Origin of the sequence: Arthrobacter sp. StoSoilB5, from assembly GCF_019977235.1 — a bacterium.
GTDB lineage: Bacteria > Actinomycetota > Actinomycetes > Actinomycetales > Micrococcaceae > Arthrobacter.
Map to the genome: position 1 here is coordinate 3105057 of NZ_AP024646.1, position 12843 is coordinate 3117899.

General features: G+C 62.8%; 10 protein-coding genes. 4 read left to right on the top strand and 6 right to left on the bottom strand.

The genetic code is table 11. From position 1 onward, the window contains the following. Positions 1–28 precede the first annotated feature (28 nt). From LDN75_RS13970 to LDN75_RS13980, 3 genes are read left to right on the top strand one after another with little or no spacing between them, the layout of a single operon-like run. Positions 29–1444, top strand: a complete 1416-nt coding sequence (locus tag LDN75_RS13970) for a CoA transferase (RefSeq protein WP_223932890.1) — start codon at positions 29–31, stop codon at positions 1442–1444. Further along, entirely contained in the window at positions 1441–1953 is a 513-nt protein-coding gene (locus LDN75_RS13975; RefSeq protein ID WP_223932891.1) for a GNAT family N-acetyltransferase, read from the top strand. The genes LDN75_RS13970 and LDN75_RS13975 overlap by 4 nt, the downstream gene beginning before the upstream one ends. Next, positions 1946–3295: an alpha/beta fold hydrolase gene (locus LDN75_RS13980; RefSeq protein WP_223932892.1), complete on the top strand. Its 1350-nt coding sequence runs from the start codon at positions 1946–1948 to the stop codon at positions 3293–3295. Before LDN75_RS13975 ends, LDN75_RS13980 begins: the two co-directional genes overlap by 8 nt. A 13-nt stretch (positions 3296–3308) precedes the next feature. On the opposite strand, the gene LDN75_RS13985 is transcribed toward LDN75_RS13980, so the two are convergent. The 4 genes from LDN75_RS13985 to coaE all read right to left on the bottom strand — a co-directional run bounded on the left by LDN75_RS13985 (position 3309) and on the right by coaE (position 9217). After that, positions 3309–4625: an MFS transporter gene (locus LDN75_RS13985; protein ID WP_223932893.1), complete on the bottom strand. Its 1317-nt coding sequence runs from the start codon at positions 4623–4625 to the stop codon at positions 3309–3311. A 29-nt stretch (positions 4626–4654) separates the two neighbouring features. Then, positions 4655–5683 carry a TerC family protein gene (locus tag LDN75_RS13990; RefSeq protein WP_223932894.1) on the bottom strand — a complete coding sequence of 343 codons (1029 nt, stop codon included), beginning with the start codon at positions 5681–5683 and terminating at the stop codon, positions 4655–4657. 166 nt (positions 5684–5849) lie between these two features. Next, entirely contained in the window at positions 5850–7946 is a 2097-nt protein-coding gene (gene uvrB / locus LDN75_RS13995; RefSeq protein ID WP_223932895.1) for an excinuclease ABC subunit UvrB, read from the bottom strand. Between the two features lie 29 nt (positions 7947–7975). Further along, positions 7976–9217, bottom strand: a complete 1242-nt coding sequence (coaE, locus tag LDN75_RS14000) for a dephospho-CoA kinase (protein WP_223932896.1) — start codon at positions 9215–9217, stop codon at positions 7976–7978. A gap of 22 nt (positions 9218–9239) precedes the next feature. Between coaE and LDN75_RS14005 the strand changes: the two genes are divergently transcribed. Then, a complete protein-coding gene (locus LDN75_RS14005; RefSeq protein WP_223932897.1) occupies positions 9240–9929 on the top strand; it encodes a YigZ family protein in 690 nt (229 codons plus the stop codon). Positions 9930–10110: 181 nt separating this feature from the next. On the opposite strand, the gene rpsA is transcribed toward LDN75_RS14005, so the two are convergent. Both rpsA and LDN75_RS14015 read right to left on the bottom strand, forming a co-directional pair. Next, on the bottom strand, positions 10111–11586 hold the full coding sequence (gene rpsA / locus LDN75_RS14010) for a 30S ribosomal protein S1 (protein ID WP_216925808.1): 1476 nt from the start codon (positions 11584–11586) through the stop codon (positions 10111–10113). 205 nt (positions 11587–11791) lie between these two features. Next, positions 11792–12811: a polysaccharide deacetylase family protein gene (locus LDN75_RS14015; protein WP_223932898.1), complete on the bottom strand. Its 1020-nt coding sequence runs from the start codon at positions 12809–12811 to the stop codon at positions 11792–11794. Positions 12812–12843: the final 32 nt, after the last annotated feature.

Sequence of the window (12843 nt, forward strand, 5' to 3'; positions counted from 1 at the left end):
CTCAGGTTAACCGGCTTTAGGAGGTCCCATGGAACCCGTCCCTGATCTCGGCAGCAGCCAGCGGTCGCTGGAGATCATGAGCGCAGAACCTACGGCTCCGTGGACCGGATCACGGCGATGGTGGGCCCCTGCTGATGGAGTTCCGGGACTGGACGTTGAGGGCCTTGCTTTGGGTGCGGTGCGGGCTGCAGCAACAGCGCTGAACGCGTTGACGGGAACCACGGGCAGGTATTCTGTCGGTGCCGGGCCCACCGCGGCGGCGTTCGATTCCCTGGGGCACTTGAGGATAGCCGGGCAGAAACCTGAAGGCTTCGCTCCGTTGTCCGGTTTCCGACGAACTGCCGATGGCTGGATCCGCCTCCACGCCAACTACCCACACCACGCAGCCCGTCTCATGGAAGCAGTCTCGGCCAGCGAAGCTGCGGATGTGGACCGCGCCCTGCTGGCCATGACGTCCTTGGAAGCCGAAGACGTTATTACTGGCAACAACGGTGTGGCTGCCGCCGTCCGAACAAGGGACGAGTGGGCGGCCACTCCCATGCATGCAGCAGCCAGCGGCGGGCCTTGGATCAGCTTCGACCAACCTGCACCATCCGCGGAAGCCGGCCGCCCGTCGTCGTGGGTTCCTTCCACGGACCCTGATCACCCTCTGGCAGGCCTGAAGGTCCTGGACCTGACCCGCGTCATTGCCGGCCCCGTGGCTACGCGGCTCCTCGGCGCCCTGGGCGCGGACGTCCTGCGGATCGACCCTCCCCACCTCCCGGAACTCACGGACGCTTTCATTGACTCAGGCTTTGACAAGCGAAGCGCCGAAGCCGACTTCCGGGATCCTGACGCCCTGAACATGGTCAAGGGCCTCATAGCGACCGCCGACGTAGTGGTCATGGGATATCGCGACGGCGGGCTGGATCGCTTTGGTTTAGGCCCTGGCGCCCTGCTTGCTCCCCGCGCGGACCTCGTTGTGGTGTCCTTGAGCGCTTGGAGCCAGGGAGGTCCTTGGAAGGGGCGCCGCGGCTTCGACAGCCTGGTCCAGGCAGCATGCGGAATAGCTGACCGGTACGGCCGCTCGGCCGACGGCGGGTGGAAGCCCGGAGCGCTGCCCGTGCAGGCACTCGATCACGCCACGGGCTATGGCCTTGCTGCTTCAGTGTTCTCGTTGCTGACCCAACGCCTTGGCACGGGACGTGGTGGTACAGCCCGGCTTTCACTTGCCCGCACAGCGGAAGAACTACTTCTTCTTCCGGCACTAACGGACTCTGACGCTGTACTTCCGGAACCGGACTATCACGAAGTAGACAGCCCGTACGGGCGCCTGCGCTACGTTGGCCCGCCCATCATGGTGGACGGTATTCCCCTTCGCTATAAAGAACCTCCCGTTACGTACGGGTCCTCCGCTCTGCGCTGGCGGTGGGCGGCCCGGGCCCTAGTAAGCTCGGAAGCATGAGTGTAATCCGCCCTGCCACCGTTGAAGACGTTCCCGCCATCCTGCGTATGATCCACGATCTTGCGATCTACGAAAAGGAACCCGACGCCGTCAGGAACACCCCGGAGCTCCTTACCGAGGTGCTCTTCGGTGAAAACCCCCGGGTGTACGCGACCATGGCCGCGAATGCCGCTGGGACTGTGCAGGGTTTCGCCCTGTGGTTCCTGAACTACTCAACGTGGGAAGGCGTACACGGCATCTACCTCGAAGACCTCTATGTCATTCCGGAAGCGCGCGGCGAGGGCCACGGCAAGGCCCTCCTGCAGCATCTGGCCGCGACCGCCGTCGAACGCGGTTACGCACGGGTGGAGTGGAGCGTCCTGGACTGGAACGAGCCGTCCATCAACTTCTATAAGAACCTCGGCGCTTTCCCCATGGAGGAGTGGTCAACCTTCAGGCTGACCGGTGAGGCGCTGGATGCGTTCGGAGCAGGTGCCAGTACCGGCAACAAGGCTCTTGCCAATGGCTGAGATGCGAGCTTTGACCGACGCTCACCGCATCCGCGCACGGCACGAATTCCGCGGTCTCCGTACCGCCGAGCACTACTTCACCGTCCCCCTTGACCATGGTTCGGCCAAAGGCGTTCAAGAGGCCCAGCCGAGCGGCGAGACGATCACCGTCTTCGCACGGGAGTATTCCTCAACCGCGTACTCCGCAGAGGAGGCCGCCAAACTGCCGTGGTTGCTGTTTCTCCAAGGCGGACCCGGCGGACGCGGGAACCGCGTCACTTCCCTTTCCGGTTGGATGAAGGCAGCCGCCAAGGACTTCCGGATCCTGATGCTGGACCAGCGCGGCACGGGGCTTTCCACTCCTGTTGAGCGACAGTCACTGGCGCTCCGGGGAGACGCCGCAGCCCAGGCTGACTACCTGACGCATTTCCGGGCCGATTCGATCGTGGCCGACGCCGAGTTCATCCGGCACGCCTTGGATTCCGGGCCATGGTCAGTGCTGGGCCAGAGCTTCGGGGGATTCTGCGCGTTGACCTATCTGTCGTTCGCCCCGAAGGGGCTGCGGGAGGTGCTCATCACCGGAGGCCTGGCTCCACTGCACGGCCCGGCAGAGCGCGTTTACCGCGCCACCTTCCGCCGGGTGGCGGAGAGGAATGCCGAGTACTTCGCGTGGTATCCGGAGGACCGTGAGAGGGTCACAAGGATCGTCCGCCACCTTGAACGGCATGAGGAGTTCCTGGCTAGCGGAGAACGGTTGACGCCGGAACGGTTCCAGATGGTGGGGTCCTTCCTTGGCGGCAACACCCGTGTTGACTCCTTGCATTACCTCTTGGAGGACGCCTTCATCGAAACGCCTTTGGGTGAACGCCTGTCAGAGGCGTTCCTGGAGGAGGTACGCAATCTCGTCAGCCGGGCCGGGAATCCGCTGTACGCAGTACTTCACGAATCGATCTACGGGCAGGGCGAGGCCACGGACTGGGCGGCGTGGCGGGTATTGGACGAATTCCCGGAGTTCAAGCCGGAAGCAGAGGCACCCCTGCTCACGGGAGAAATGATCTACCCCTGGTACTTCGAACAGGATCCGGCCCTTGTCCCGCTCCGGGACGTGGCGGCTTTGCTGGCTGCCAAATCGGATTGGAGTTCCCTTTACGATCATCAGCAGCTAGCAGCCAATATCATTCCGGTGGCAGCCGCCGTCTACAAGGACGACATCTATGTGGACCATGACCTCTCAATGGAAACCGCGGAAGCAGTCCGTGGACTCCAAACGTGGGTCACCGACGACTTCCACCACGACGGCATAGGGGAAGACGGGGAGGGTATCTTTGGGCGGCTCTTCGGGCTGGTGAGGGGTTCCCGCTAACCTCACCTGTTTCCTACACAGCGGCGGAATGGCGCACCCGGACAGCGGTGGCGGCGGTTAGCGCCAGCATTGCTGCGGCCAGCACTCCAGCGGTAATGTTGAGCCCTTCATAGCCGAGCCAGGCGAGGACAAGTCCGGACGTAGCGCCCCCGGTGGCGCCAGCCGCGCCCATGAGCGTATCTGAAACGCCCTGCACGGTGACCCGCTGTGTTTCGGCGACGCTCTCGGCGAGGAGGGTGGAGCCCGCGATGGTCGCCGCGGACCACCCAAGGCCAAGAATGACCAGCCCCGTGGTGACCAACACAGGCTCTTGCTGGCCGATTCCAGCGATCAGCACCGCGACCAGCAGGAGTCCGTGGCCGATGGCGATGGTCTGGATGCGGCCGGCTTTGTCAGTCAACCAGCCCCAGAGCGGCGACAGGGCGAACATGCCGGCGATGTGCAGCGAAATGGTCAGCCCAATGACAACCAAGGCGTCCGTGCTGTCAGTTGTTCCGCCGTGGTGGCTGGCATGGGAACCACCCACCAACTGCTGCAGGTGCAAGGGGGTCATGGACATGATGGCCACCATGACGCCGTGGGCCGTGATCACGGCTGCTAGTGCCAGGAGGGCCCGGGGCGAGGAACGAACAGCCCGGAGGCCGGAGCGGATAGTGCCCCTTGCAGGGAGGGTCCCAGCGCCTGCGGCCTCTGAGGCCAGCCGCCGAGCCAACAACAACGGGTCCGGCCGCAAGCCGGCAAAAAGCAGCACTGCCGCCAAGAACAAGCCCGCAGCAGAGAACACAAAAGGCCCGGCAATGGACGGCAGGCCCAAGGCGGCCCCCACTACGGCACCTGGCTGGATGAGGTTTGGGCCGGCCACAGCTCCAATCGTGATCGCCCAGACAACCGTGGAAAGCGATCTGCCGCGGTGTTCAGCGTGGGCGAGGTCGACGGCGGCGAACCTCGCTTGGAGGTTGGCGGCTGAACCAAGCCCGAGGAAACCGGCAGCAAGCAGGAGCAGCGGGAACGATTCGACCACCACGGATGCCATCACCAGAAGCGCCCCGATAGTGGCAGCCACCAGGCCAGAGACCAGACCCACGCGCCGTCCGCGCGCCTCCGCCAGCCGTGCCAAAGGTAATGCAGACAAAGCAGCGGCGAGGGTGAGAATAGTGGTGATGGATCCCGCCCATGCCTCGGAGCCTGACAGATCTACAGCCAGGAGGGATCCAATGGACAGTGTGGCGCCGTTGCCAATTCCGCTGAGGAGCTGGGCCGAACTGAGCAGGAAAACAGTACGGCGCTGAACCCGTTGGGGGTCCAGCGCCGTAGTAGAAGTGGTAGTCACTTCAAGAGACTACAACCTTCACTGCCCAGTTACTCTGCTTCGCTCAAGCTCTTCTTCGCGTCCTCTTCCAGCCGTGCGTCCAGCTTGGACTGGCGCGCCGCCGGGCTGAGCAGGCTGGCCACGACCGCTACGACGATCGTACCGATAATGACCGCCAACGAAACGAAGGTGGGAATCTCGGGAGCCCACTCGATGTGGTGGCCGTTGTTGATGAACGGAAGCTCGTTGACATGCATCGCGTGCAGGACGAGCTTGACGCCAATGAAAGCCAGGATGACTGACAGTGCGTGCTTCAAGTAGATCAGGCGGCTCATCAGCCCACCCAGCAGGAAGTACAGCTGACGGAGGCCCATGAGCGCGAAGATGTTGGCTGTGAAGACGATAAAGGCGCTCTGGGTCAGGCCGAAGATCGCCGGAATGGAATCCACTGCGAACAGGAGGTCGGTCATGCCGATGGTCACGAAGACGATCAGCATCGGGGTAAAGACCTTCTTGCCGTTTACCGTGGTCCGCAGCTTGCCGCCGTCGAACTTTTCGGACATCGGCAGGACCTTGCGCAGGCGCGCCACGAGGGGGTTTTCGGCACCTTCTTCTTCGTCTTCACCGGAATCGGTGGCCTGCTTCCACGCAGTCCACAGCAGGAACGCGCCGAAGATGTAGAAGATCCAGCTGAACTGCTCGATGACTACGGCGCCCAAGGCGATGAAGATACCACGCAGGACCAGTGCGATGATGATGCCCACCATCAGCACTTCCTGCTGGTATTTCCGGGGCACGGAGAACCGGGCCATGATGATGATGAAGACGAACAGGTTGTCAATGCTCAGGCTGTATTCAGTAACCCAGCCAGCGACGAACTGGCTGCCATATTCGGGGCCAGTGAAGTAGAACATGGCACCGGCAAAGACCAGGGCCAAGGCAACGTAGAAAGCGACCCAGAGGCCGGCTTCCTTCATTGATGGTTCGTGGGGGCGCTTGACTACCAACAGGAGGTCGATTAGCAGGATGATTCCGAGGGCGACAAACGAGCCGACCTCAAACCAGATTGGAAGCTCCATTAATGCGGGCCTTTCGCAGGGTACGGGAAAGCGGTGTAAGTCTCTCCGGCCTGCCAGTGCGGTGAATGCAAATGCGGCGGCCCGCTAAGTCCGGCGAGGCATCTGTGCCTTGCGTGCTGACGGACATAGCGCTTGGGATACTCCCCTACGTGACCACAACCTTACCTTAGGCGTGCCCTGCGGACTGCATTTGACGCAATTCGCGCTTCAGTTCCCCCACCTCGTCGCGGATTCGGGCGGCGACCTCGAACTGAAGCTCCGCAGCCGCCCCGTGCATCTGTTCCGTGAGTTGTTCGATCAGGCCCACGAGGTCCTCCGCGGGAGCCGCGGCCAGCCCGTCCTTCCGGACGGTGGCTGCACCCTTGCTGCCCGACGTACGTTTGGCTCCCTTGGCGAGCCTGTTGTTGTTCAGCAGTTCCTGGGTATCGGCGTCTTCGCGTGCCAGCTGGTCCGTGATGTCAGCGATCTTCTTCCGAAGCGGCTGGGGGTCAACGCCATTATCGGTGTTGTACTTGACCTGGATGGCACGGCGACGGTTGGTTTCCTCGATGGCGTGGGCCATGGAGTCCGTGATCCTGTCCGCGTACATGTGGACCTGCCCGGACACGTTTCGAGCGGCACGGCCAATCGTCTGGATAAGGGACGTGGATGAACGAAGGAAGCCTTCCTTGTCCGCATCCAGGATGCTGACCAGCGAGACTTCAGGCAGGTCCAAGCCTTCTCTCAGGAGGTTGATGCCCACCAGGACGTCAAAGACGCCCATTCGGAGCTCACGGAGCAGCTCAACCCGGCGCAGGGTATCGACGTCGGAGTGGAGGTACTGGACTTTGACACCATGGCCCAGGAGGTAGTCCGTGAGGTCTTCGGCCATACGCTTGGTCAAGGTGGTTACCAGGATGCGCTCATCGCGTTCGGTACGCTGGCGGATTTCGCCCAGGAGGTCATCGATCTGGCCCTTGGTGGGCTTCACGATAACCTCGGGGTCGATGAGGCCGGTGGGGCGGATGATCTGCTGGACATAGCCGTCCGCCTTGGCGAGCTCGTACTTGCCTGGCGTGGCCGACAAGTAAACGGTCTGTCCAATGCGTTCAAGGAACTCATCCCACTTCAGAGGCCTGTTGTCCATGGCCGAGGGCAGCCGGAACCCATGGTCCACCAGCGTGCGCTTCCGGGACATGTCTCCTTCGTACATGGCGCCGATCTGCGGGACGGTGACGTGGGATTCGTCGATGACCAGGAGGAAGTCGTCAGGGAAGTAGTCCAGCAGGCAGTGCGGAGCGGTACCGCCTGCACGGCCGTCAATGTGCCGGGAGTAGTTCTCGATGCCGTTGCAGAAACCCATCTGCTGCATCATTTCGAGATCGTAGGTGGTACGCATCCGCAGCCGCTGGGCTTCCACCAGCTTGTTCTGGCTCTCCAGCACCTTCAGGCGTTCGGCGAGTTCGTCTTCGATGGCCGTGATCGCCCGGCCCATTCGCTCCGGTCCGGCCACGTAGTGCGAGGCCGGGAAGACGTACATCTCGGTTTCCTCGCGGATGACCTCACCGGTGACTGGATGCAGCGTGTAGATGTTCTCGATTTCGTCACCGAAAAATTCGATTCTGAGTGCGAGTTCCTCGTACATGGGAATGATCTCTACAGTGTCCCCGCGGACGCGGAAGGTGCCGCGGTGGAAGTCCATGTCGTTTCGCGTGTACTGCATGGAAACGAACTTGCGAAGGAGGTGGTCGCGGTTCATTTCAGCGCCCTTGGTGAGCGTCACCATGCCCGCGATGTATTCTTCGGGCGTTCCCAGGCCATAAATACAAGACACCGTGGCCACCACAATGACGTCCCGCCGGGTCAGCAGCGCGTTGGTTGCCGAGTGCCGCAGGCGTTCGACTTCCTCATTGACCGATGAGTCCTTTTCGATGAACGTATCCGTCTGGGGTACGTAGGCTTCCGGTTGGTAGTAGTCGTAGTACGAAACAAAGTACTCCACCGCATTGTTGGGCAGGAGTTCCCTGAACTCGTTGGCGAGCTGGGCTGCCAGGGTCTTGTTTTGAACCATGACCAACGTGGGGCGCTGCACCTGCTCAATAAGCCACGCCGTGGTGGCGCTCTTGCCCGTGCCGGTGGCGCCAAGCAGCACAACGTCCTTCTCGCCGTTCCTGATGCGTTCCGTCAGTTCCGCAATTGCCGCCGGCTGGTCTCCGGCGGGTTTGTAGTCGCTGACGACTTCGAAGGGCGCGACGACACGGTTGATCTCCTGGGCAAGACTCATGAGACCAATCTACCCCCGCCCCCGGACAGTTACCGTCCGGATTTATGTGCCGCTGCGACAGAAGAATACGACGGCGGTTGCCAGCCTGTGCGGCTGGCCCACCCATCCATCAGCGGCCAGGCTACATCCGTGAACCACGGTTCCTTGGCATCGGCATAGCCAGCGGTGCCGGGGTCGCTTGCATGTTGTGCGGCCATTTCTCGCTTGTGCGCCTCATACAGGGCAACTGCAGAAGGTTCCGCCCTCAACCAGTCACGGAACAGTAGAGCGTATCTCCAACCCGGCGTGCCGGCAACGCGCACATGCAGGTTGGTCGGGCGTCCTGGATCTGCATTGGCATGGAAGCGCTTTTGCCATTGGGCCGGATCAGGTTGTGACGGCTTCGGGGTGTCCGTCGCGACGCCAGGAACACGTGGGTATCCTGCGGCCGCCAGACGTGGAGCGATCCGATCCGCCACGTCAAGGCCGGCAACAGTCACTTGAAGGTCGATAACGTCCTTGGCGGCCAGTCCGGGCACTGCCGTAGACCCAATGTGGTCCACGGCAAGGATGTCATCCGGTGCTGCCGCCTGGATCCGCGATGAGAGACGGGCCGCTTGCAGGCCCCAGTCGGCCCTTGGGGCAGAAAGGACAGGACCTTTAGTTCGCCGGGCACGAATCCCGCGCCGGCAATTGTCCGCGAAAGGAACCAATCGCCCGAACCACAGGTCGTCCACCTTGGCGAGTAGATCCTCCCGGCTACCGGAATTTTCCAGGATGATGTCCGCGGCAGCTCTCCTGGCCTCCCGGGTGGCCTGGGCGGCCATCCGCGAACGGGCGTCTTCCAGGGTCATTCCGCGCAGGTCCACCATGCGTTGAATCCGGACCTCATCGGGAGCATCCACCACAATCACCAAATGGAATGCGCTCCCCTGCCCCGTCTCGACCAGAAGGGGAATGTCCTGGACCAGAATGTCTTCATCGGCAGCTTGGGCCATGATCCCGGCTGCGGACTCCCGGACCAGCGGATGGATGATGCCGTTGAGGACTTCGCGCCGTGATGGATCCTGGAAAACTATGGCGCCAAGGGCGGGCCGGTCCAGCCTGCCCTGCCCGTCCAGGATCCCCGGCCCAAAAGCCTCTACTACGCGGGCGAGGCCAGGAGTTCCAGGCTCTACTACTTGCCTGGCGATGAGGTCGGCATCAATGAGCAGAGCCCCCAGCTCTTGCAGCCTGGCCGCCACCAACGATTTTCCCGAGGCGATGCCGCCCGTCAGCCCGATCTTCAACACCCCTCCACACTAGACTGAAGCGGTGGAAATTGAGGATGACAGCCGCGCGACGGCCTACACAACGCTGGCCGGGGGTCCCGATTTCCGTCACGAGCTGGAGATCCGCCGCTCCCGCTTCATCACCGTTCTCCGCCGCTCACCCGATGAAGACACTGCACGCTCCCTTGTGGCCGCGCTGCGGCGTGAGTTCCATGATGCACGGCACCACTGCTCTGCCTTTGTTATCGGTCCGGACAGGATGATTCAACGTTCCAGTGACGACGGCGAACCGTCGGGCACGGCGGGTATCCCCATGCTGGAAGCATTGCTCAAGCGTGAGACAGCGCCCGGGGTGACTGACCTTAGCGACGTGAGTGCCGTCGTCGTCCGCTATTTTGGTGGGATTCTGCTGGGTGCCGGCGGGCTCGTCCGCGCCTATTCGGAGTCGGTCTCGGCGGCGCTTGATGCCGCCCCGCTGGTACAGCGCCGCCGCTTGCGGCTATACGCCGTCAGCGTTCCGCATGCCGCTGCCGGGCGACTGGAAAATGACCTCCGCTCGGCCATGTACGTGATGGCGGAGACCAGCTACGGAGCCAACGAGACGGTCCTGCGGCTGGCGCTCCCCGATGAGCCGGCAGCAATAGCCGACGCCGTGGCCCGGCTCGCGGCGTTGACCGCCGGGTCTGCAGTGCTCCAGCCGGAAGGAACGGAGTGGATCGATGTCCAGGACTGAGCCGGACCCGGGTTCCGTGGAGACTGGCATCTGGTTGGGCCGGAGTTTCCGGGGCCAAGGCCTTGGCCGCCTGGCCCTCCAATAGCCCAGCTCGTTGCCAACAGCTTAAGCAAAAGGACCCCTGCCGTGAGGCAGGGGTCCTTCTTTGGCTATTCAGCGCATCCCGTGAGGGGTGGCGGAATTAGTTGCCGGTCAGCTTCTCGCGCAGTGCTGCGAGAGCTTCGTCGGACGCCAGGGTGCCAGCGTTGGACTCAGCAGCAGCCGGCTCCGAGGAGTAGCTGGTGGTGCCGGAATCGCTCTCACCGGACGTTGCAGCGGCAGCGTCGTCAGCAGCGTGCTGTGCAACCTGCTTCTTGTGGGCTTCCCAACGGGTCTGGGCGTCAGCGTACTGCTGCTCCCAAGCGGCGCGCTGGGTCTCGTAGCCCTCGAGCCATTCGTTCGACTCGGGGTCGAAGCCCTCGGGGTACTTGTAGTTGCCCTCTTCGTCGTACTCAGCGGCCATACCGTACAGAGCGGGATCGAACTCGGTGCTGTCAGCGTCAACGCCCTCGTTAGCCTGCTTGAGGGAGAGGGAGATGCGACGACGCTCGAGGTCGATGTCGATGACCTTGACGAACAGTTCGTCGCCAACGGAGACAACCTGCTCGGCGAGCTCCACGTGGCGGACAGCCAGTTCGGAGATGTGCACGAGGCCTTCGATGCCGTCTTCGACGCGAACGAACGCACCGAACGGAACCAGCTTGGTGACCTTACCCGGAACAACCTGGCCGAGGGCGTGGGTGCGGGCGAAGGTCTGCCACGGGTCTTCCTGCGTAGCCTTGAGCGACAGGGAGACACGCTCGCGGTCCAGATCCACTTCGAGGACCTCGACGGTGACTTCCTGGCCAACCTCGACAACCTCGGACGGGTGGTCGATGTGCTTCCAGGAGAGCTCGGAAACGTGAACGAGGCCGTCTACGCCGCCAAGGTCCACGAATGCACCGAAGTTGACGATGGAGGAAACGACGCCGGGACGAACCTGGCCCTTTTCCAGCTTGTTGAGGAACGTGGAGCGGACCTCGGACTGGGTCTGCTCAAGCCATGCACGGCGGGACAGCACAACGTTGTTGCGGTTCTTGTCCAGCTCGATGATCTTGGCTTCGATCTGCTGACCGATGTACGGAGCGAGGTCGCGGACACGACGCATCTCCACGAGCGATGCGGGCAGGAAGCCGCGCAGGCCGATGTCCAGGATGAGGCCACCCTTGACGACCTCGATGACGGTACCGGTAACGACGCCGTCTTCTTCCTTGACCTTCTCGATGTCGCCCCAGGCGCGCTCGTACTGAGCACGCTTCTTGGAGAGGATCAGACGGCCTTCTTTGTCTTCCTTGGTGAGAACCAAAGCTTCGACCTGATCGCCAACGGCAACAACTTCGCCGGGGTCAACGTCGTGCTTGATGGAAAGCTCGCGGGAAGGGATGACACCTTCGGTCTTGTAACCGATGTCGAGCAGGACTTCGTCGCGGTCGACCTTGACGACAGTACCTTCGACGAGGTCACCGTCGTTGAAGTACTTGATGGTGGCGTCGACAGCTGCGAGGAAGTCCTCAGCGGTACCGATGTCGTTAATGGCGACTACGGGGGTACCGGGCTTCTCGGTGGAGGTGATGGTCATGTAGTAGGGGCTCCGTTGTGGATAGTGTGTCGGTCAGGCAAACCGCTGCCGCCCGGGTCCGGACGGCAGAACACGGCAGAATACCGGGTCATCCTGATTTGTGGATTAATACAAAATGGACGCATGCACGTAGTACACGCCCGTTTATTCTAGTCGTATCTGCAAAGCAGGGTCAAAAGGACCCCGGCAGGACCAGCAAAGGCCTTCACCCAGGCAGGACGTCACCCAGCCGCGCGAAGGTAACCCCGCCGTCCAACAAGCGCGGCAAAGCCCTCGCATAACCCTCGGCAGTTCCTGAGGCCGGCCTGTTGAAGTGCGAAATCACGATGTCCCCCGCCGCAACCCGAGCCACTTCCCCGGCGACAGTTGCGGGCGCGAAGGTGGCACCGCCGTCGCCGTTCACGGTGAAGTTGACCGGCAGCATCCCAAGCCTGCGCGTCATCGCGGCAGCGACGTCGTCGTAGAACGCCGTTCCCGGCCGGAAGAAGCGCGGCGAAACCCCCGTCAACTCATGCATGAGGGCCTGGTTGCCCATCAACTCCTCGTAAACCGCGGCTGGGTTCGCCGTTCCGGCAATGCCGTAGGCGGACCTTCCGTTGACTGACAACGGCAAATGGAGTGTGCCGTGGTTGGCGAGCTCGAACAAGGGGTCGGCTGCCAATTCGGCGGCAAGTGACCTGTTCGCCGTGATCCAGCGGCTATTAATGAAAAGGGTGGCCGGGACGTTGAGGCTGCGAAGGGACTTCAGCAATTTGTGGTCGCAGCCGGTTCCGCCGGGCCCGCCGCAGGCGTCGAAGGTAAGGGCCACATGCCGGGATGCGGAATTGTTCACGACACCCGCAACGTGAAGGCCCCATTCCTGTGGGCGCAGGGTCCCGAACTCGGCAACGATTTGTTCCTTGCTGGGGACAGCGGCCGGTGCTGCGGGGGCGTTCGACGGCGGAGCTACAGTGCCGTCGCCTCCCTCACCGCCGCCGGGTTTGGCGGCGATGGCCGCAGCGGCCTGCTCGCTCGAGAGCGCAGCGATGGATGGCGGCGGCGTCGCAGGGCCGGCACCCGGTCCGCTTGGCTGAGCAACAGGCGACGTCGGCCCTGGTCCGGGGGCGTCTGGCACTGCCACCCTGCCGTTGTCCGCGCAAGCCGCAAGGGCAGCAGTTGCCAATCCTGCCATTCCAAGCAGCACTGATCGCCGGCCGGCCAGCGGCCGCCGCTTGGAATCCCCCATGGATGTCCTTGTCTATTGGGTGTTTGAGCTGT